The sequence below is a fragment of the Streptomyces sp. NPDC001606 genome, assembly GCF_053596835.1.
The window spans coordinates 67,387-89,977 of sequence record NZ_JBSFHC010000012.1; the positions used below are offsets into that span (position 1 = coordinate 67,387).

Below are 22,591 nucleotides of genomic sequence, written 5' to 3' on the forward strand. Positions count from 1 at the left end.
GCCATGGCCACAACCTCTGACAAGGTGGTCGAAGCACTACGGGCTTCGCTGAAGGAGAACGAACGGCTCAGGAAGGCGGCCGCGGCCGCGAACGAGCCGATAGCGATCGTCGGGATGGGCTGCCGGTACCCGGCCGGGGTGACCTCCCCGGAGGAGCTGTGGGAGCTGGTCGTGGACGGCCGCGACGCCGTCTCCGGGTTTCCCGCGGACCGCGGCTGGGACCTGGCGTCGCTGTTCTCCGACGACCCCGACCGGCCCGGGACCTCGTACACCCGCGAGGGCGGATTCCTGCACGACGCGGCGGAGTTCGACGCCGCCTTCTTCGGGATCTCCCCGCGCGAGGCGCTCGCCATGGACCCGCAGCAGCGGCTGCTCCTTGAGACGTCCTGGGAGGCCGCGGAGCGGGCCGGGCTCGATCCGCGGACGCTGCGCGGCAGCCGCACCGGGGTCTTCGCCGGGGTGATGTACCACGAGTACGGCGCCCGGCCCGGTCTGCCGACCGCGGAGGTGGAGGGCTACCTCGGCACCGGCAGCGCGGGCAGCGTCGCCTCCGGGCGGATCTCGTACACCCTGGGCCTGGAGGGTCCCGCCGTCACGGTGGACACCGCGTGCTCGTCCTCGCTGGTGGCGCTGCACCTCGCCGTGCAGGCGCTGCGCCGGGGCGAGTGCTCGCTGGCCTTCGCCGGCGGGGTGACGGTGATGTCGACCCCGTCGACGTTCGTGGAGTTCAGCCGGCAGCGCGGGCTGGCCCCGGACGGCCGGTGCAAGTCCTTCGCCGACGCGGCGGACGGCGCCGGCTGGAGCGAGGGCGCCGGGGTGCTGCTGCTGGAGCGGCTCTCCGACGCGCGCCGCAACGGCCGGCGGATCCTCGCGGTGGTGCGCGGCAGCGCGGTCAACCAGGACGGCGCGAGCAGCGGGCTGACCGCGCCGAACGGGCCGTCGCAGCAGCGGGTGATCCGGCAGGCGCTGGACGACGCGGGCCTGACGACCGCGGACATCGATGTGATCGAGGGCCACGGCACCGGCACCCCGCTCGGCGATCCGATGGAGGCCCAGGCCATCCTGGCCACCTTCGGCGCGGAGCGCGAACGCCCGCTGTGGCTGGGCTCGGTGAAGTCCAACATCGGACACACCCAGGCGGCCGCCGGGATCGCCGGGGTCATCAAGATGGTGCTGGCGCTGCGCCACCAACTGCTCCCCCGGACCCTGCACGTCGACCGGCCCTCGACCCGGGTGGACTGGTCGGCGGGCGCGGTGGAGCTGCTGACCGAGAACCGGCCGTGGCCGGACCCGGGGCGGCCGCGCCGCGCCGGGGTGTCGTCCTTCGGCATCAGCGGCACCAACGCCCATGTGGTGGTGGAGGCGGCGCCCCCGGCCGAGCAGGACACGGACCCCGTACGGCCCTCCCAGGCGCCGGACCGCGCGCTGCCCTGGGTCGTCTCGGGCCACAGCGAGGAGGCGCTGCGGGCGCAGGCCGAGCGGCTGCGCCGGCATCTCGCGGACCACCGCGACGCGTACCTCGCCGATGTGGCGTACTCGCTGGCCACGACGCGCACGGCGTTCGAGCACCGGGCCGTCGTCGTGGCCGCGGACCACGCGGAGCTGGACCAGGGCCTGCGCCGGCTCGCGAACGGCGAACCGCCCGCCGTCGGCGCGCGCGGCACGGTGTCCGGCGGCCGGCTGGCGGTGCTGTTCACCGGTCAGGGCGCCCAGCGCGTCGGCATGGGCCGCGCGTGGTACGCCCAGTACCCGGTGTTCGCGCAGGCCTTCGACGCGGTGTGCGCGGAGCTGGACCGGCACCTGGACCGGCCGCTGCGCGAGGTCGTCATGGGCGCGCCGGGCACCGAGGGCCTGCTGGACGAGACCGGCTGGACCCAGCCGGCGCTGTTCGCCGTCGAGGTGGCGCTGTACCGGCTGGTGGAGTCCTGGGGCGTACGGGCGGACCTGGTGTCCGGTCACTCCATCGGCGAGCTGGCCGCGGCGCATGTCGCCGGGGTGCTGTCCCTGCCGGACGCGGCCGTGCTGGCCACGGCCCGGGGCCGTCTGATGCAGGCGCTGCCGCGCGGCGGGGCGATGACCGCGGTGCAGGCGAGCGCGGACGAGGTGGCCCCGCTGCTGGCCGAGCGGGACGGCCGCGCCGGGCTCGCGGCGGTCAACGGCCCGTCCTCCGTGGTGGTCGCGGGTGACGAGGACGCGGTGTCCGAGGTGGCCGCGCACTTCGCCGGGCTGGGCCGCAGCACCAAGCGGCTGCGGGTCAGCCACGCCTTCCACTCGCACCGCATGGACGCCATGGTCGCGGAGTTCGAGGAGGTGGTGCGGGGGGTGACCCTGCGCGCCCCGGAGATCCCGCTGGTGTCCGCGCTGACCGGGACCCTGGTGCCGGCGGAGGAGGTGTGCAGCCCCGCGTACTGGGCCCGGCACGCCCGGGAGACGGTGCGGTTCCTCGACGCCGTGCGCACGCTGGAGGCCGAAGGGGCCGCGGTGTTCCTGGAGCTGGGCCCGGACGCGGTGCTCGCGGCCATGGCCCAGGAGTGCGTCACCGGCGAGGGCGCCGTGTTCGCCGCGGCGGCCCACCGTGACACACCGGAGCAGCAGACGCTGCCGGCGGCACTGGGCGCGCTGTACGCGCGCGGGGTCGCGGTGGACTGGCCGGCGGTGTTCGCCGGTACCGGCGCCCGGCCGGTCGAGCTGCCGACGTACGCCTTCCAGCGCGAGCGGTACTGGCTGGCGGCGGACGCGGCGGACCCGCTCCCGGCGCTGGTGGACGACCACCGCTACCGCCTCGACTGGGCGGCCCTGGACGCGGCCGCCGGCCCGGGCCGGCTGTCCGGCCGGTGGCTGCTCGTGTCCCCCGAGGGCGCGGACGACGCCGACGCCCTGGCGGCCGTGGTGCGGGCGGCCTGCGAAGGCGCCGGCGCGGACGAGGTACGCCACCTGGCGCTCACCGCCGGCGACGCGACCGACCGCTCGGCACTCGCCGCCCGGCTGCACGACATCGCGGCCGAGGGTGGGCCGGCCGGGGTGCTGTCCCTGCTGGCGCTGGACGAACGTCCGCTGTCCGCCCCGGAGTTCGCGGCCGCCGGACACTCCGCCATGGCCCAGGGGCTGGCCGCCGCCGTCGTGCTGACGCAGGCGCTGGACGACGCCGGGATCGACGCCCCGCTGTGGCACCTGACCCAGGGTGCGGTGGCGGTCGGCACCGACCCGGTGCGGCATCCGGCGCAGGCCGCCGTGTGGGGGTTGGGCAGGGTCGCTGCGCTCGAACGGCCGGAGGGCACCGGCGGCCTGGTCGATCTGCCGGAGCTGCTCGACGAGCCCGCGCTGCGGCGCCTGACCGGTGTCCTCGCGGACCCCGGCGAGGAGACCCAGCTGGCCGTCCGCGCCGACGCCGTGCACGGCTGCCGGCTGGTGCGCGCCCCGCTGGCCCAGACGCCGGTACGGCGTACCTGGCGGCCGGCCGGAGCCGCGCTGGTGACCGGCGGCACGGGTGCGCTCGGCGCGCAGGTGGCCCGCTGGCTGGCCGCCCGGGGCGTGCCCCACCTGCTGCTGCTCAGCCGGCGCGGCCCCGACGCCCCCGGGGTGGCCGAACTGACGGCCGAACTCAAGGAACTGGGCAGCGAGGTGACCGTCGCCGCCTGCGACCTCGCCGACCGGGACGCGCTGCGCCGGGCCGTCGCGGCGCTGCCCGCGGAGCACCCGGTGACCACGGTCGTCCACGCGGCCGGCGACATCCAGCGGGAGAAGCCGCTGGCCGAGTGCTCGCTCGCGGAGATCGCCGAGGTGCTGTCCGGCAAGGTCGAAGGGGCCCGGAACCTGGACGCCGTCTTCGACGGCGGCCCCGGCCGCTCCCCCGACGCGTTCGTGCTGTTCTCCTCCGGCGCCGGGCTGTGGGGCAACGTCGGCCAGGCGGCCTACGCGGCGGCCAACGCCTTCCTGGACGCGCTGGCGAGCGAGCGCCGCGCCCGCGGGCTGGCCGCGACCTCGGTGGCGTGGGGCGCGTGGGACGGCGGTGGCATGGCGGCCGCCGAGGGCGCGGGCGAGCTGCTGCGCGAGCGCGGGGTGCCGCTGATGGCACCGGAGACGGCGCTGGCGGGACTCCAGGCGGCCCTCGACCGCGACGAGACCCTCACGGCCTTCGCCGGCATCGACTGGGAGCGGTTCGCGCCCGCGTACAGCCTGTCCCGGTCCCGGGCGCTGCTGGCCGCCCTGCCCGAGGCGCGGCGCGCCGTGCAGGGCGGGTCCGGGTCCGGCGGGGCGGACGCCGCCCTGCGGGAGCGGCTCGCGGGGCTGGCCGAGGACGAGCAGGACCGGCTGCTGCTGGAGCTGGTGCGCGACCGGGCGGCCGCCGCCCTCGGGCACCGCTCGGCCGAACAGGTCCGCGCCTCGCAGGCGTTCAAGGATCTCGGCTTCGACTCGATGGCGTCGCTGACCCTGCGCAACCGGCTCGCCGAGGCCACCGGTCTTTCCCTGCCCACCACGGTGGTCTTCGACCATGCCACCCCGGCCGCGCTGGCCCGGCATCTGCGCGAGCAACTGCGGCCCGACGCCGCGGGGGCGGAGGCGGTGCTCGCCGAGGTGGACCGGTGGGCGGCGGCCGTGGAGGCGCTGGAGCCCGACGCCGAGGCGCACGGCCGGGTCGTCGCCCGGCTGCGCTCGCTGCTGTGGAAGTGGGACCGGTCCGGCGCGGGCGCCGCGACGGGGCCGGCCGACGACGCCCTGGACCTCGCCAGTGACGAGGAGATCTTCGACATCGTCGACAAGGAGCTGGGAATCTCGTGACGACCTCAGAGGACAAACTCCGGCAGTATCTGAAGCTCGTCACCACCGAGCTGCGCCAGACCCGGGCCCGGCTCGAGGACGCCGAGGAGCAGCGGTACGAGCCCGTGGCGATCGTCGCCATGGGGTGCCGCTTCCCCGGGGACGTCGAGTCCCCGGAGGACCTGTGGCGACTGGTCTCCGACGGCACCGACGCGGTCACCGGCCTGCCGGAGGACCGCAACTGGGACCTGGCGGGCCTGTACGACCCGGAGCCGGGCCGGCCGGGCAAGAGCTACGCCCGGGAGGGCGCCTTCCTGCGCGACCCGGCGGGCTTCGACGCCGAGTTCTTCGGCATCAACCCGCGTGAGGCCCTGGCGACCGACCCCCAGCAGCGGCTCTGGCTGGAGATCGTCTGGGAGGCGCTGGAGCGCGCCGGGATCGTCCCGGAGAGTCTGCGCGGCACCCGGGCCGGGGTCTTCGTCGGGCTGACGCACCAGGGGTACGCGTTCCCCACCCGGGCGGACGAGGGCGACGAGGTGGCCGGCTACCGGCTGACCGGCAGCACCGCGGCCGTGGCGGCCGGGCGCACCTCCTATGTGCTCGGGCTGACCGGCCCGGCGGTGACCATAGACACCGCGTGCTCCTCCTCGCTGGTGGCGCTGCACCAGGCGTGTCACGCGTTGCGCTCCGGGGAGTGCTCGCTGGCGCTGGCCGGCGGGGTTACGGTGATGTCCACGCCGAACGCCTTCGTGGAGTTCAGCCGGCAGCGCGGGCTGGCCGCGGACGGCCGGTGCAAGTCGTTCGCCGCGGCGGCCGACGGCACCGGCTGGGGCGAGGGCGCCGGCGTGCTGGTGCTGGAGCGGCTGTCGGACGCGCGGCGCAACGGCCATCCGGTGCTCGCCGTGATCCGCGGCTCCGCCGTCAACCACGGGGGCGCCGGCAACGGGCTGACGGCCCCCAACGGCCCCTCCCAGCGCCGTCTGATCGAGGAGGCGCTGGCCGCAGCCCGGCTGACGCCCGCCGACGTCGACGCGGTCGAGGCGCACGGGACGGGGACCACGCTGGGCGATCCGATCGAGGCGCAGGCGCTGCTCGCGACCTACGGCCAGGGCCGCCCGGCGGACCGTCCGCTGTGGCTGGGCTCGGTGAAGTCCAACATCGGCCACACCCAGGCGGCCTCGGGCGTGGCCGGGGTGATCAAGATGGTGATGGCGCTGCGGCACGGCGTGCTGCCGCGCACGCTGCACGTGGACGAGCCCACCCCGCACGTCGACTGGTCGGCCGGCGCGGTACGGCTGCTCACCGAGGAGCAGCCCTGGCCCGGCTCCGACCGGCCGCGCCGCGCGGGCGTGTCGTCGTTCGGCGTCAGCGGCACCAACGCCCATGTCATCGTGGAGCAGGCGCCGCAGGAGGAGCCCGCCCCCGAACCCTCCGGCACCTCTTCCGCCTCCGACCAGGACGTGGTGCTGCCGTGGCTGCTGTCCGCCCGGAGCGCGGAGGCGCTGCGCGCGCAGGCGGCCCGGCTCGCCGCGTACGCCGAGGCCCGTCCGGAGCTGTCCGACGCGGCCATCGGCCGGGCCCTCGCCACCACCCGGTCCGTCTTCGCGCACCGCGCGGTGGTGGTCGGCGGTGACCGCGGCGAGCTGGTGAAGGGGCTGGTGGCGGTGGACCGGGGCGAGGAGTCCCCGGCGGTGGTGCGCGGCCGTACCCGCGAGGACCTGGACGGCACCGGGTCCCCGGCCGGGCGGGAGCGGACGGTGTTCGTCTTCCCCGGCCAGGGCTCGCAGTTCGCGGGCATGGCCGCGGGCCTGCTGGAGTCGGAGCCGGTGTTCCGGGCGGCCGTCGAGGAGTGCGCGGCGGCGCTGGCACCGCATGTGGACTGGTCGCTGCTGGACGTGCTGCGCGGTGAGGCCGGGTCCGACTGGCTGGAGCGGGTGGACGTCGTACAGCCGGCGCTGTTCGCGGTGATGGTGTCGCTGGCCGCGCTGTGGCGGTCGGTGGGCGTGGAGCCGGACGCGGTGGTGGGCCACTCGCAGGGCGAGATCGCCGCCGCGTGTGTGGCGGGCGTGCTGTCGCTTCAGGACGCGGCCCGGGTGGTGGCCGTGCGCAGCAAGGCGCTGCGGGCGCTGGCCGGCCGCGGCGGCATGGTGACGGTCGCGCTCGGCGAGGAGGCGGCCGCGGCCCGGATCGCGCCGTGGGCCGGCCGGCTGTCGGTGGCCGCGGTCAACAGCCCGTCGTCGGTGGTGGTCTCCGGCGACGGGGACGCCCTGGAGGAGCTGCTGGCCGGGTGTGCCGAGGACGGGGTGCGGGCCCGCCGGATCCCGGTGGACTACGCCTCGCACTCCCCGCAGGTCGAGGAGGTGCGCGAGGACCTGCTGGCGGCGCTGGCCGGGATCGAGCACAACACGCCGCGGGTGGCGTTCTGTTCGACGGTGACCGGGACCTTCCTGGACGAAGATGGGCTGGACGCCGGGTACTGGTACCGCAATCTGCGCCGGCCGGTGCGGCTGGCGCAGGTGACCCAGGCGCTCGCGGCCGAGGGCTACGGGGTGTTCCTGGAGGTCAGCCCGCACCCGGTGCTGACCGTCCCGCTCCAGGAGACGATGGAGGCGGCCGAGGCGCCCGGCGTGCTGGTCGCCGGGACGCTGCGCCGGGACGACGGCGGGCGGGCCGGTTTCCTGCGCGCGGCGGGCGGGCTGTTCGTGCACGGCGTTCCGGTCGACTGGGCGCGGCTGTTCCCGCAGGACGGCGGGGCCCGGCAGACGGTGGACCTGCCGACGTACGCCTTCCAGCGGCAGCACTACTGGCTGGACGACCGGGACGCGGGCGCGGACGTCACGGCGGCGGGGCTCGCACCGGGCGGCCATCCACTGGTCGGCGCGGTCGTCGCCGCGGCCACCGGCGACGGGCTGGTGCTCAGCGGGCGCCTCTCGGTGCGCACCCATCCCTGGCTGGCCGACCACGCGGTGCACGGCTCGGTGCTGCTGCCCGGTACCGCCTTCCTCGAACTGGCGCTGTACGCGGGCCGGTTGCTCGACGCGGGGCGGGTGCAGGAGCTGACCGTCGAGGCTCCGCTGACGCTGAGCGAGGACGGCGAGGTGACCCTTCAGCTGGTGGCCGACCGCCGTGCGGACGGGGCGGCCTGGACCGTGGGCGTGCACTCCAGGACCGGGGACGACGAGCCCTGGATCCGGCACGCGTCCGGGGTCCTCGCCGAGGACGGGCCCGCGCCCGCCGCCGGGTCCGCGGCCTGGCCGCCGCCGGGCGCCGTCCCGGTCGACGTGCGCGACCACTACCTCCGGCTGGCCGACCGCGGCTACGCGTACGGACCGGCCTTCCAGGGGCTGGCCGCCGCCTGGCGGCTGGGCGACTCCGTGCTCGCCGAGGTACGGCCGGCCGACGAGACCCTAGCCGACGCCGAGGCCTTCGGCCTGCACCCGGCGCTGCTGGACGCGGCCCTGCACGCCGTCGCCTTCACCGGCGGGGACGGGGCGGAGCCGGGGCCCGCGCTGCTGCCGTTCTCCTGGAGCGATGTCTCACTGCACGCCGTCGGCGCGGGAGCGGTGCGGGCGGTGCTGTCCCCGGCGGGCAAGGACGCCGTGACGGTCGCCCTCTTCGACGCGGCCGGGCTGCCCGTCGCCACGGTGGGCTCGCTGGCCCTGCGCCCGGTCGACCCCGAACGGCTGGCCGCCGCCTCCGCGCCCGGTCACGACGGACTGTTCCGCCTGGACTGGCCGGCCGCCCCGGCCGCCGGGGACCCGGGCGACACCGCGCCGGAGGACTGGGCCCTGGTGGGCCCCGGCCTCGACGAGCTCGCGGCCGCGCTTCCCGGCGTACGGCACCACGCCGACCTGGCGGCCCTGGCCGACGGCGTCGGCCCGGACGGGACCGCCCCGGGCACGGTGCTGGTGTCCTGCGTGCCGGCCCCCGCCGACGCGGGGGACGTGCACGGCGTGGCGGCGCGGGCGCTGGGGCTGGTGCGGGAGTTCCTCGCCGACGAACGGCTCCTGGCGGCGCGGCTGGTGGTGCTCACCCGGGGTGCGGTCGCGGCGGACGCCACGGACGTCCCGGACCCCGCGCAGGCGGCGGTCTGGGGGCTCGTACGGACCGCGCAGACCGAACACCCCGGCCGGTTCGTGCTGGTGGACCTCGACGGCGCCGGAGCGCCGGCCGGGCCGCCGGCCGCCGCCCTGGCCACCGGCGAGCCGCAGCTCGCCGTGCGCGCGGGCGAGGTCCGGGTACCGCGGCTCGCGCGGGCCGGCGGAGCGGAGCGGCAGCCCGCCGGGCGGCCCTCCTTCGCCGGGGGCACCGTCCTGATCACCGGCGGCACCGGGCTGCTCGGCGGGCTGCTGGCCCGTCATCTGGTCACCGGGTACGCGGCACAGCGGCTGCTGCTGGTGAGCCGTCAGGGCCCGGCCGCGCCGGGCGCCGCGGAGCTGGTGGCGGAGCTGGCCACGCTCGGCGCCACGGCCGAGGCCGTCGCCTGCGACGTCTCCGACCGGGACGCGCTGGCCGCGGTGTTCGACCGGATCCCGGCCGCGCATCCGCTGACCGCCGTGATCCACGCGGCCGGGGTGCTGGACGACGCGGTGGTGACCGATGTGACCCCGGACCGGCTGGACCGCGTCCTGCGGCCCAAGACCGACGCGGCCGGGCACCTGGACGCGCTGACCCGCGGGCTGGACCTGTCGGCGTTCGTGCTGTTCTCGTCGGCCTCCGGGACCCTCGGCACGGCCGCGCAGGGCGCGTACGCCGCGGCCAACGCCGCCCTGGACGCGCTGGCCCAGCGCCGCCGCGCGGACGGTCTGCCCGCCACCTCCCTGGCCTGGGGGTTCTGGGCGCAGCAGAGCGGGATGACCGGGCACCTCGGCGAGCTGGACCTGGCCCGGATCGCCCGGTCCGGAATGCGCCCGCTGACCTCCGAGGAGGGGCTGGCGCTGTTCGACCGGGCGCTGGCGGCCGGTGACCCGGTGCTGGCACCGCTGCGGATCGACACCGCGGCGCTGCGGGCCCGGGCCGCCGCCTCCGACGCGGTGCCGGCGGTGCTGCGCGCCCTGGCCGGTCCCGCGGTGCGCCGGGCGGCGGCCGCAGGACCCGGCGGTGCGCGCCCGGCGGAGCAGCCGGCGCTCGCGGGCCTGGCGGAGCTGCCGGCCGAGGAGCGGGCACGGGTGCTGCTGGAGCTGGTGCGGACCACGGTGGCGGCGGTGCTGGGCCACCGCTCCCCCGACGAGGTGCCGGAGACCCGCGGCTTCGTGGAGATGGGCTTCGACTCGCTGACCGCGGTCGAGCTGCGCAACCGGCTCGCCGCCGCCGTCGGACGGCGCCTGCCGACCACCCTCGTCTTCGACCACCCCACGCCGCGCGCCGTCGCCCGGCACCTGGACACGCTGCTGGCCCCGGCCGCGGCGCCGGACGGGGACGACGTCCTGGCCGGCCTCGACCGGCTGGCGGCCGGGCTGCGCGCCGCGGACGAGGGCGGCGAGCTGCGCGAGCGGGCCGTGGCGCGGCTGTCGGAGCTGCTGGCCGAGCTGACCGGAGCCGACGCGGCCGACGCGGGGCCGGGGCTCGACGGCGCCACCGACGAGGAACTCTTCGACCTGGTCGACAACCGGTTCAGCAATGCCAATTGACGAGCGTGACCAGCGTGACCAGCCGTCGTGCCGGCTGTCGGGAAGGTGTGGAACGCATGGCGGATGAGAACAAGCTCCGCGAATATCTCAAGCGGGCGATCGCGGAGGGACAGCAGACCCGGCAGCGCCTGGACGAGGTGGAGGCCAGGGCCCGGGAACCGATCGCGGTGGTCTCCATGGCCTGCCGGTTCCCCGGCGGCGCCACCGGCCCCGAGGAGCTGTGGCGGCTGGTCGCCGACGGCCGTGACACGCTCTCCGGGCTGCCCGCCGACCGGGGCTGGGACCTGGACCGGCTGCTCGGCGACGCCGACGGGCCGGGCAGGTCGCACGCCGGGGTGGGCGGCTTCCTGTACGACGCCGCGGACTTCGACCCGGAGTTCTTCGGGATCAGCCCGCGCGAGGCGCTGGCGATGGACCCCCAGCAGCGGCTGGTGCTGGAGCTGGCCTGGGAGGTCATGGAGCGGGCCCGGATCGCCCCGGACTCGCTGCGCGGCAGCCGGACCGGGGTCTTCCTCGGGGTGATGTACAGCGACTACGGCAGCCGGGTCACCCAGGCGCCGGAGGAGCTGGAGGGGTATATCGGCAACGGCAGCGCGGGCAGCGTCGCCTCCGGCCGGCTGGCGTACACGTTCGGGCTGGAGGGCCCGGCGGTGACGGTGGACACCGCGTGCTCGTCCTCGCTGGTGGCGCTGCATCTGGCGAGCAACGCGCTGCGCAACGGGGAGTGTTCGCTGGCGCTGGCCGGCGGGGTGACGGTGATGTCCACCCCCGGGGTGTTCGTGGAGTTCAGCCGGCAGGGCGGGCTGGCCGCGGACGGCCGGTGCAAGTCGTTCGCGGCGGCGGCCGACGGCACCGGCTGGGGCGAGGGCGCCGGTCTGCTGGTGCTGGAGCGGCTGTCGGACGCGCGGCGCAACGGCCATCCGGTGCTCGCCGTGATCCGCGGCTCCGCCGTCAACCAGGACGGCGCGAGCAGCGGGCTGACCGTGCCGAACGGCCCCTCCCAGCAGCGGGTCATCCGGGCGGCGCTGGACCGGGCCAGGCTGTCGCCGGCGGACGTGGACGCCGTCGAGGCGCACGGCACCGGCACCCGGCTCGGCGACCCGATCGAGGCGCAGGCGCTGCTCGCGACCTACGGCCAGGGCCGCCCGGCGGACCGCCCGCTGTGGCTGGGCTCGGTGAAGTCCAACATCGGCCATACCCAGGCGGCGGCCGGGGTCGCCGGGGTGATCAAGATGGTGATGGCGCTGCGGCACGGCGTGCTGCCGCGCACGCTGCACGTGGACGAGCCCACCCCGCACGTCGACTGGTCGGCGGGCGCGGTACGGCTGCTGACGCAGGACCAGGAGTGGCCGGCGTCCGACCGGCCGCGCCGCGCGGGTGTCTCGTCCTTCGGCGTCAGCGGCACCAACGCCCATGTGATCCTGGAGCAGGCGCCGCAGGAGGAGCCCGCCCCGGAGCCCGCGGCCGTCCCCTCCGTCTCCGACCAGGACGTGGTGCTGCCGTGGCTGCTGTCCGCCCGGAGCGCGGAGGCGCTGCGCGCGCAGGCGGCCCGGCTGGTGGCGCATCTCGACGCCCGCCCGGACGAGCGGCCCGTCGACACCGCCTGGTCGCTGAGCCGGCGCGCGGTGCTCGACCACCGCGCGGTCGTGGTGGCCCGGGACCGGGACGAGGTGCGCCGGACCCTGCGGGCGCTCGCGGACGGCGGCACCGCGCCCGGCCTGGTGCGGGGCACGGCCGGCGGCGCGGGTCTCGCCTTCCTGTTCACCGGCCAGGGCAGCCAGCGCCGGGAGATGGGCCAGGAACTGTACGCCGCTTTCCCGGCGTTCGCCGATGCGCTGGACACCGTCTCGGAGGCGCTCGACGCCCATCTGGACCGTCCGCTGAAGGAGGTCGTCGCCGGCGCCGCGGACGCGGACGGTCTGCTGGACGAGACCGCGTACGCGCAGCCCGCGCTGTTCGCCTTCGAGGTGGCGCTGTACCGGCTGCTCGAACAGTGGGGTGTGCGGCCGGACTTCGTCGCCGGCCACTCGATCGGCGAACTGGCCGCGGCGCACGCCGTCGGGGTGCTGTCCCTGCCGGACGCCGCGCTGCTGGTCGCCGAGCGCGGCCGGCTGATGCAGCGGATGCCGTCGGGCGGCGCGATGGTCGCGGTCCAGGCCGCCGAGGACGAGGTGCTGCCGTACCTGGCGGACTTCCACGGCAGGGTCGCCGTCGCGGCGGTCAACGGGCCGTCCTCGGTGGTGCTCAGCGGCGATCTGGCCGCGGTCGAGGAGACGGCGCGGATGTTCGGCGCGCGCGGGCGCAAGACCCGGCGGCTGACGGTGAGCCACGCCTTCCACTCGGCGCACATGGACGGGATGCTGGACGCCTTCCGGGAGGTGGCGCGGGGCCTTGAGTTCCGGCCGCCGCGGATCCCGCTGGTGTCCACCCTGACCGGGGCCGTGGCCACCGCGGAGGAGCTGGCTTCGCCCGACTACTGGGTGCGCCATGCGCGGGGCTCGGTGCGGTTCCTGGACGCCGTGCGCACCCTGGAGGCCCGGGGTGCCGGGAAGTTCCTGGAGCTGGGTCCGGACGGTGTGCTGACGGCGATGGCACAGAGCTGCCTCACGGCGGAGGGCGCGGTGTCGGCGGCGACCGCGCGCGCCGGCCGCTCGGAGGCGGAGACGCTGGTCGCGGCGGTGTCCCGGATGTACGCGCACGGCACGCCGGTGGACTGGGACGCGTACTTCGCGGGCACCGGTCCCCGGCCGGTCGACCTGCCCACCTATCCGTTCCAGCGGCGCCGGTTCTGGCTGGACCCGACCGCGGACGGGACGGCGGCGGGAGCGCCGGACCTGGCGGGTCTGCGCGCGGTGGAACACGCCCTGCTGCGGGCCGCGGTGGAGCTGCCGACCGGGGACGGGATCCTGTTCACCGGCCGGCTGTCCACGGCGGAGCACCCCTGGCTCGCCGACCACACGGTGCTCGGCGCCCCGCTGCTGCCCGGGACCGCCCTGGTGGACCTGGCGTTGGCGGCCGGCCGGGAGGCGGGGCTGGAGGAGCTGGAGGAGCTGACCCTTGAGGCGCCGCTGGTCCTGGACCGGGACGGCGCGGTGACCGTCCAGGTCTTCCTCGGCCCGGCCGACGACTCGGGGCGCCGTCCGGTGAGCATCCACTCGGCCGCCGGGGACGCGGCGCCGGGACAGCCGCCGGTGCGGCACGCCACCGGTGTGCTCGGCGCCCCGGCCGGCGGGGAGCCGGAACCGCTCGCGGTGTGGCCGCCCGAGGGCGCCGACGCGATCGAGGTGGCGGACCTGTACGACGATCTCGCCGCCGCGGGCCTGGGCTACGGCCCGGTGTTCCGCGGGCTGCGCGCGGCGTGGCGGCGCGGTGCGGAGGTGTTCGCCGAGGTGGCGTTCCCCGCCGAGGACGCGGGGGGCACCGACGGGTTCGGTGTGCATCCGGCGCTGCTGGACGCGGCCCTGCACGGGGCCGCTCTGGGCGGTCTGCTCGAGGGCGGGGGCGCGGCGCGGGTGCCGTTCTCCTGGAACGGCGTGGCGCTGCACCGCACCGGCGCGGCGCGGCTGCGCGTCAGGCTGGCACCGGCCGGGACCGACGGGGTCTCGGTGACGGCCGCGGACGAGGAGGGGCGCCCGGTGGCATCGGTGCGGTCCCTGGTGCTGCGGCCGGTCTCGCCGGAGCAGATCCGGGCCGCGGGCGGGGTACGGCGCGATGTGCTGTTCCGGCTCGACTGGCCGCGCCTCGACGAGCAGCCGGCGCCGGAGCAGGACGCGGCCCCGGTGCGGCGCTGCGCGGTGCTGGGCCCGGACGGCGACGGCCCGGCGGCGCGGTGGGCGGCCGGGCTGGAGGCCGCCGGTGTCGAGGTCGTCCGGGCGGCCGAGCCGGCGCAGTGGCACGAGCCGGTGCCGGACGCCGTCGTCCTGGCCGTGGACACCGGGGCCGGGCGCAACGCCGTACACGAGGCGCTCGCGGCGGCCCAGGCGTGGCTCGCGGACCCGCGCTTCGCCGGCGCCCGGCTGGCGTTCGTGACCGAGGGCGCGGTGGCGGCCGCCGACGGGGACACCGTCCCGGCGCCGGCGCAAGCGGCCGTGTGGGGGCTGATCCGGTCCGCGCAGACGGAGAACCCGGGCCGTTTCGTGCTCGTCGACATGGACGCTGCCGAGGAGTCGCCGCGGGCGCTGGCCGCGGCGCTCGGCAGCGGCGAACCCCAGCTGGCGATCCGCGCCGGCGCGCTCACCGTCCCCCGGCTCGCCCGGGTCGCGGTGCCCGCCGCGGCGGAGCAGCTCACGGACCCGGACGGCGCCGCCCCGCACCCGCCCGCGCCGGACCCGGAGGGCACCGTGCTGGTGACCGGCGGCACCGGTGGGCTCGGCGCCCAGGTGGCGCGGCGGCTGGTCGTCCGGCACGGGGTACGGCATCTGCTGCTGGCGAGCCGGCGCGGTCCGGCGGCCGACGGCGCCGCCGAGCTGGCCGGCGAACTCACCGCGCTGGGTGCCCGGGTGACCGTCGCCGCCTGCGACGTGGCCGACCGGGAGGCGCTGGCCCGGCTGCTGGCGGACATCCCGGCCGCGCATCCGCTGACCGCCGTGGTGCACACCGCCGGGGTCCTGGACGACGGGGTGCTCACCTCGCTGACCCCCGAGCGGCTGGACGCGGTGCTGCGGGCCAAGGCGGATTCCGCGGCGCATCTGCACGAGCTGACCGGCGACGCCCGGCTCTCGGCGTTCGTCCTGTTCTCCTCGGCGTCCGGGGTGCTGGGCGCCGCGGGGCAGGGCAACTACGCCGCCGCGAACGCCTGGCTCGACGCCCTGGCGCAGCACCGGGCGGCGCGCGGGCTGCCCGGGGTCTCGCTGGCCTGGGGCCCGTGGGAGGAGGCACAGGGCGGCATGACCGCCACGCTGGACCGGGGCGAGCTGGCCCGGTTCGCGCGCACCGGTGTCGCCGCCCTCCCCGCCGACCAGGCGCTCGCGCTGTTCGACGCGGTCTGGGCGGGCGAGGACCCGCTGCTGGTGCCGATGCGCCTGGACACCGCGGTGCTGCGCGGCAGCGCGGGCGGCACGGACGTACCGGCCGCGCTGCGCGGGCTGGTGCCCCCGGCGCGGCGCCGGCCGGCCCCGGCCGCCCGGCCGCTCGCCGAGCTGGCCGGGGATGAGCGGGCCGTGGCGCTGCGCGAGCTGGTGCGGGCACGCGCGGCCGGGGTGCTCGGCCATGCCGCGCCGGAGGAGTTCGACGACAGCCGGCCGTTCCTGGAGTCCGGGTTCGACTCGCTGACCGCGGTGGAGCTGCGCAACGCGCTCGGCGAGGCGACGGGCCTTAGGCTGCCCGCCACGGTGGTGTTCGACAGCGGCACCCCCGAGGCGCTCGCCACCCGGCTGGGCGAGCTGCTGGACGCCGCCCGGCCCGGCGGGGACGGGACCGGCGCCGCGCCGCAGGACACCATCGACGCCCTGTACCGGCAGGCCTGTGCCGAGGACCGGATCGGCGAGGCGAACGAGTTCCTGATGGCCGCCTCACGGCTGCGTCCGGCGTTCACCGCCGACCGTGCGGAGGGCGCCGTCCTGGAGCCGTTGCGCCTGGCCACCGGTCCCGAGGAGCCCGTGCTGATCTGCTTCCCGAGCGTCGGCGCCTCGTCGAGCCCGTTGCAGTACGCGCGGTTCGCCACCGCGCTGGACGGGGTGCGCACGGTGTCGGTGCTGCCGGTGCCGGGCTTCGTCGCGGACGAGCCGGTGCCCGCCGACTTCGCCGCCATGGTGCAGACCCAGGCCGAGGCGGTGCTGCGTTGCGCGGGCGACGCGCCGTTCGTCCTGGTCGGCTACTCCTCGGGCGGCTGGCTGGCCAACGCGGTGGCGGGGCAGCTGGAGCGGCAGGGCCGCGGCCCGTCGGCCGTGGTGCTGCTGGACACCTACTTCGTCGACAGCAGTCTGCCGGCGATCCAGCCGGCCCTGACCCGGGGCATGTTCGACCGCGAGGACGTGTTCGGCCGGATCGACCATGTCCGGTGGACCGCGATGGGCGCGTATCTGCGGCTGTTCGCCGAGTTCACCCCGTCCGCCACGCGGGCGCCGACGGTGCTGGTCCAGGCCTCGGACCCGATGCCGGCCGCGGACGACACGGCACCGTGGCCCGGCCCCGGGGAACGGACCCTGGCCTTCCCCATGGCCGTACGGCCGGTGCCGGGCGACCACTTCACGATCGTGGAGGACGCCGCCGAAGCGGTCGCGCACGCGGTGCACGACTGGCTCACCTCGAACTGACACCACGTCACACCCGAACGACGAGAGAGAGAACGCACATGTCCGAGATATCGACGGTGACCGGCGAGGACCTGCACGAGTACCCGATGCGGCGCGGCTGCCCCTACCACCCGCCGGCGGAGTACACCGAGCTGGACGCGCAGGGCCCGCTGTCCCAGGTGCGGCTGTACGACGGCCGGACCGCCTGGCTGGTGACCCGGTACCCGGAGACCCGGGAGATGTTCGCCGACGCGAAGGTCTTCTCCTCCGACCACGACAACCCGAAGTTCCCGATCCTCGCCGAGCGGGAGAAGAACTTCCCCGAGTTCACCCAGGAGCTGTTCGGCCTGGACGGCGAGGCGCACAAGGCGCGCCGGAAGATGCTGCTGCCCCGCTTCACCGCCAAGCAGGTGGAGAAGATGCGGCCGATGATCCAGGAGGTGGCCGACGAGCTGATCGACGAGCTGCTGCGGCGCGGCGGCCCGGTCGACCTGGTCGCGGTGCTGGGCAGGCCGCTGCCGTCGCGGGTGATCTGCCGGCTGCTCGGCATCTCCTACGAGGAGCACGAGCTGTTCGAGGTGCACGCCCAGGGCATCATGCAGGCCCCCGACCTGGAGAAGGCGGTGCTGGCCGGCCGGGAGCTGCTCGACTACCTGGTGCAGGTGGTGCAGGCCAAGCAGGACCACCTCGGCGACGACCTGCTCAGCACGCTGATCACCGAGCGGCTGCACACCGGCGAGCTGACCGAGATCGAGGTGTCCAAGCTCATGGTCGCCCTGCTGATCGGCGGCCAGGAGACGACCACCAGCATGATCGGTCTGGGCACCCTCACGCTGCTGGAGCACCCCGACCAGCTGGCGCTGCTGCGCAAGGACCCCAGCCTGCTGCCCGGGGCGGTGGAGGAGCTGATGCGCTTCCTGTCCATCGCGGACCTCACCACGCTGCGGGTGGCCACCCGGGATGTGGAGGTGGCCGGGCAGCAGATCAAGGAGGGGGACGGCGTCATCCTCTCGACCGCCGCCGCCAACCGCGACCCCGCGTTCTTCGAGAACCCCGACACCTTCGACATCCGCCGCTCGACCCAGGGCCACCTGGCGTTCGGGCACGGCCCGCACCGCTGCCTGGGCGAGAACCTGGCCCGGGCCGAGCTGGAGATCCTCTTCGGCACCCTCTTCGACCGGATCCCGACGCTGCGGCTGGCCGTCCCGGTGGACCAGGTCCGCATGAAGGTCGGCATGACGCTGGAAGGTCTGCACGACCTCCCCGTCACCTGGTAGGCGACGCCCCGCCCGGCCGCACCCCTCCCCGTAAGGAAGCACGCATGGACGACCGTTACGCGATCATCGAGACCTGTGATCGCATGGGCTGGCACACCGACCGGCACGAATGGGACGAGGTCACCGACCTGTTCACGGACAAGGTGCTGCTGGACTACACCAGTCTGCTCGGCGGAGAACCGAGCACGGTGAGCGCCAAGGAGCTGGTCGGTTCCTGGATCGCCGTGCTCGGCGGTTACGACGCCTCCCAGCACCTGATGACCAACCACCTGGTGACGCTGAAGGGCGACACCGCGGAATGCACCGCCTCCTTCCAGGCCACGCACCGGCTGGACAACCTCATGGGTTCCCCGCTGTGGCGGGTCGGCGGAACCTACCGTTTCCACCTCGTCCGGTCCGCGGACCGCTGGAAGATCGACGAGTTGGCGATGACGGTTCTCTGGGCCGAGGGAAACAAGAACATCGCGGATATCGCCGCGGCCCGGCAGGCGGAGCGGAAATCCGGGGAATAGCGCTGTACCCCGCGCCGGGCGCGGCGCATTCGGCGGCCGCGCCCGGCGGAAAAGCCCGGAAACAGTACAACCCGTAAGAGAACACGGCGAAGACGGAAGACAGGAGCACGTTCATCATGGCTCAGGGGAGCAATGCGTCGGCAGGTCTGCCGGGCAAGCGCGCACTCGTCACGGGCGGTACCCGCGGAATCGGCCTGGCGATTGTGCAGCGGCTGGCCGAGGAGGGGGTGACCGTGGTGACCTCGGCGCGCAAGGAGGCGCCGGGGCTGCCGGACTCGGTGACGCTGGTGACCGCCGATGTGAGCACCCCGGAGGGCGTGCGGCAGCTGGCCGAATCCGCCTTCGAGCTGCTGGGCGGCATCGACATCCTGGTCAACAACGCGGGCGGGGCGAGCAGCGGCGGAATGCCGCAACTCGGCGGGTACGCCTCGATATCCGACGAGGAGTGGGTCGACGCGCTGAACACGAACTACCTCGCCGCGGTCCGGCTGGACCGGGCCGTGCTGCCGTCGATGGTCGAGCAGGGCAGCGGGGTGATCATCGAGATGGCCTCGACCGTCGCCCGCCGCCCGGCCGGCCCCCTGCTGCACTACGGTGCGGCGAAGGCCGCGCTGGTCAACTACGCGAAGGGGCTGGCCACCGAGGTCGCGCCGCACGGCATCCGGGTCAACAGCATCCTGCCCGGCCTGGTCAGGACGCCCGCGATGGATCTGGTCGCGGAGCACATCATGGGCGCCACCGGGCAGGACAGTGACGCGGTCGTCCAGATGATGGTCCAGTCGGAGGGGTCCCCGATGCCGGGCATCACCGAGCCCTCGGACGTGGCCGACCTGGTGGCGTTCCTCGCCTCGGACCGGGCCCGGCGCATCACCGGTGCCGGCTATGTGATCGACGGCGGTGCGCTGCCGCAGCTCTGACCGCCTCGGGGCGGCTTGCCGACGGACCCTACGGGCCGGTGTCCCACGACACCGGCCCGTAGCCGTGCGGGCGATACTCCTGGCCGAAAACATGCGCACCGCGGGGCGGAAGGAGAGGGTTCTTGTAGATCCACCCGGGATGCAATTTTTTACAGCTCGAACTCTTCGAATGTATGCTTCAACCTCTTGTCTTGCTCCACCTGCTGATGTGCTGTCAAAACGGCGAATCGGCTTGCGGAGACGGTTGCCGAGCCCCTACCCCCTCCCGCCGATCGGGGTCCGTTCCTACTACGGAGGACAGGAGCATGCCCAAGTCCGCACCGATACCCCACGAATCCTCGAGTGACGGGAAAAAGGCGCTCACGTCCCTTGAACTCATGGGTCTGGCGGGGTTACTTCGGGCATGGCGCGCCGCGGCCGGCCAGAAACGGGGCCTCGACCGTCCGCTCACCCAGAAAGAGGTGGCGCAGGCGATCGGCCGCAGCGTGCGGTGGTACATCGACCTGGAGGGCGGCGCGACCCCCCGCCTGGAGCGGTCCATCCTCGACGCGCTCACCAAGGAACTGATGCTGGGCCCCGACCAGGAGGCCACCCTTCATCTGTACGCCCTCGGGGGTGCGGTCACCACACCGCTGCCGGCGCTGAGCGCGGAGGCGGCGAGCCTGATGGAGCTGCTGCTCGACCAGCAGATGCCCAACCCGGCGTACATCAGCGACCTCAGCTGGGACATCATCGGCTACAACACCGCCATGGCCGAGTGGTACCCGTGGGTGCGCGAGCCCGGGGCCAACCTCATGCGCTGGGCCCTGCGCAGCAAGGAGGCCCGCCGGCAGCTCATCAACTGGGAGCACCACGCGGCGATCTACCTGGAGCAGCTGCGCTTCGCCCTCGCCGAGCACCCGCACAACACCGAGCTTCAGGACCTGCTCACCTACATCCTCCAGGACCCGGACTGCGAACGGCTCTGGCACGCCAGCTCCGAGGTCCGCAGGAGCGGTGAGGGCCGCCACTTCCTCCAGGCCCTGCCGCGCCACGACTACGCGACCATCCATGTGGTGAGCAACGTCCTGTATCCCGCGGGACTGCCCAACTCCCGGCTGGTCGTGATCACCTGGATCAAGCACGAGGGCACGCACCTGCACGACTGCCGGCCCGCGCTCGACAGACGGCGCGCCCCGGCCCGGGAAGCCGTCGTGGACCCGCACCACCCCACCGCCGAGGCGCAGTTCTCCGTGCCCACCCCGCAGGAGGCGGCGGCGCTGGCCGGGCCGGGGGCCGTACCGCTGCCCGAGCTGAGCCGGCTCGCGGGCCCGCGGCACCAGCTCACCCTCTCCACCGAGCGGGACACCGTCATCTGGGCCGAGCAGCAGGACACCGGGTACTGGGTCTTCGACGAGCTGGACCCGTACACCGTCATCAGGAAGCTGCCCCGCCATCGCACCCCCCTCGAGGCGCCCGAGGAGTACCAGGCGCTGATCCGTGCCCTGCTGCCGGACGACCCGAAGGCGGCGGCGGCACGGGCCGATGTGCTGCTCGCCGACTATCTGGCCCGGATCCGGCATCTGGCCGAGATCCGGCGGGAGCTGGGCCTGCGCCATCCGGACAGGGTGCCGCCGGCCGATCCGCTCGGCGACGCGCTGGAGCACCCGAAGATCACCGAGGCGCTGCGGCTGCCGCCCGACGACGACTCCCGGCCGGAATAGTCCGGCCGGAGCCACCGCCCGGCTGTTTCACCGGCGCACCCCGTACAGTAAGAGCCGTGATCGTCACGCAGCCCGCCCGGCGCACGGCCGGGGCCCGCCACCGCCGGGTGGTGCGGCCCGCCGTGCTGATCGCGGCGCTGCTCGGGCTGTTCCTGATGCACGGCACCCCGGCCTCGGCCGCCGGCGGCTGCCACGGGACCATGCCGGACACGGCCGTCATGACGGCCGCGCACCCCGCCGCCCACACCGCGATGACACCCCCGGGCGACCGGGCCACCGCGAGCGCGGGCCACTCCATGCGCGGCGCGCTGTGCCTGGCCACCACGCCCCGCCCGGCGATCCCCCTGCCGCCGCTGTCCGCGGTGGCCGTCCTGCTTCCGGCCGCCGCCCTGCTGCCCTGGGTCCGGCGGTCGTACGGCGACGCCCGCCGCCGGGGACCACCGGCCGGCGGACGCGGCCTCCTGCTCCAGGTGTGCGTCGCGCGGACGTGACACGACCCCCGGGCCCCGGCGCGATGCCGCGGTCCGGCCCCGGTCTCCTGTCACCCCGCGCCCGTTCACGGCGCCCACCTGGAAAGACACCTTCATGTCCCAGCGTCTGCGGACGACCCGCCGCGCCCTCATGACTGCCGCCGCCAGCGCGGCCCTCGCCCTGACCCTGGCCGCCTGCGGCTCCGACTCGGGCCACGGCTCGGGCCATGACTCCGGTCACGGCTCCATGGCCGGCATGGACCACGGCGGCACACCGTCGCCCTCGGCGTCCGGCCACGACATGGCGTCGATGCCCGGCATGGACTCCGCGTCCGCCGGAAACGGCCTGGCCGCCGCCCAGGACGGCTACCGGATGACCGCCACGGCCACCGGGCTGCCCGCCGGCAGGGCGGCCGGTTACCGCTTCACCATCACCGGCCCGGACGGCCGGCCGGTCACCGATTTCGCCGTCGACCAGACCAAGCGGATGCATTTCTACGCGATCCGCTCCGACCTCACCGGCTTCCAGCATCTGCACCCCGTCATGGCCGCGGACGGCACCTGGACCGCGACCCCGGCCGCGCTGCGGCCGGGCAACTGGCGGCTGTACGCCTCCTTCACCCCCGGCAGCGGTCCCGGCAAGGGCAAGGGCCTCGTGCTCAGCCGCACCGTGCGGGTCTCCGGCACGGCGACGGCGGCGCCGCTGCCCGAGGCGTCCGGCACCACCACCGTCGACGGGTACACCGTCACGCTGAAGGGCGAGCCGATGGCCGGCATGGCCCACCAGCTGACCGCCACCGTCACCAAGGACGGCCGGCCGGTCACCGATCTCCAGCCCTACCTGGACACCTACGCCCATCTCACCGCCTTCCACCAGGGCGACCTGGCCTTCGCCCACCTCCACCCGGAGACCGAGGTGCGCGGCGACCACGGCGGGCCGGCGCTGGCCTTCCACGCCGAGTTCGCCCGCTCCGGCGACTGGCGGCTCTTCCTCCAGTTCCGGACCGGGGGACGACTGCACACCGCGGCCCTCACCCTGCATGTGAACTGACCGCCCGCGTCCGGCCCGTCCCCCGTTGCCGGCGGGGCGG

General features: G+C 75.5%; 8 protein-coding genes and 1 pseudogene. All 9 read left to right on the plus strand.

Annotation, left to right across the window (positions count from 1 at the left end):
- Nucleotides 1-3 precede the first annotated feature (3 nt).
- Nucleotides 4-4,779, plus strand: a pseudogene (locus tag ACWCV9_RS22025) (type I polyketide synthase); the annotation flags it as partial.
- Nucleotides 4,776-10,388 (plus strand): type I polyketide synthase, encoded by a 5,613-nt coding sequence (locus ACWCV9_RS22030; RefSeq protein ID WP_450788821.1) that lies wholly within the window; start codon nt 4,776-4,778, stop codon nt 10,386-10,388. The pseudogene ACWCV9_RS22025 and the gene ACWCV9_RS22030, both read left to right, overlap by 4 nt.
- Before the next feature lie 56 nt (nt 10,389-10,444).
- Nucleotides 10,445-16,642 (plus strand): type I polyketide synthase, encoded by a 6,198-nt coding sequence (locus ACWCV9_RS22035; protein WP_450788823.1) that lies wholly within the window; start codon nt 10,445-10,447, stop codon nt 16,640-16,642.
- A 38-nt stretch (nt 16,643-16,680) separates the two neighbouring features.
- Nucleotides 16,681-17,898: a cytochrome P450 gene (locus ACWCV9_RS22040; protein WP_450788825.1), complete on the plus strand. Its 1,218-nt coding sequence runs from the start codon at nt 16,681-16,683 to the stop codon at nt 17,896-17,898.
- 44 nt (nt 17,899-17,942) lie between these two features.
- Nucleotides 17,943-18,410, plus strand: coding sequence for a nuclear transport factor 2 family protein (locus ACWCV9_RS22045; protein ID WP_385844326.1), 468 nt, complete (start codon nt 17,943-17,945; stop codon nt 18,408-18,410).
- Between the two features lie 116 nt (nt 18,411-18,526).
- Nucleotides 18,527-19,327: an SDR family oxidoreductase gene (locus ACWCV9_RS22050; protein WP_450788827.1), complete on the plus strand. Its 801-nt coding sequence runs from the start codon at nt 18,527-18,529 to the stop codon at nt 19,325-19,327.
- 461 nt (nt 19,328-19,788) lie between these two features.
- Nucleotides 19,789-21,030 carry an MmyB family transcriptional regulator gene (locus tag ACWCV9_RS22055; RefSeq protein ID WP_450788829.1) on the plus strand — a complete coding sequence of 414 codons (1,242 nt, stop codon included), beginning with the start codon at nt 19,789-19,791 and terminating at the stop codon, nt 21,028-21,030.
- A gap of 56 nt (nt 21,031-21,086) precedes the next feature.
- Nucleotides 21,087-21,521: a hypothetical protein gene (locus ACWCV9_RS22060; protein WP_450788830.1), complete on the plus strand. Its 435-nt coding sequence runs from the start codon at nt 21,087-21,089 to the stop codon at nt 21,519-21,521.
- A gap of 94 nt (nt 21,522-21,615) precedes the next feature.
- Nucleotides 21,616-22,551: a hypothetical protein gene (locus tag ACWCV9_RS22065; RefSeq protein WP_450788831.1), complete on the plus strand. Its 936-nt coding sequence runs from the start codon at nt 21,616-21,618 to the stop codon at nt 22,549-22,551.
- The last annotated feature ends 40 nt before the right edge of the window (nt 22,552-22,591 follow it).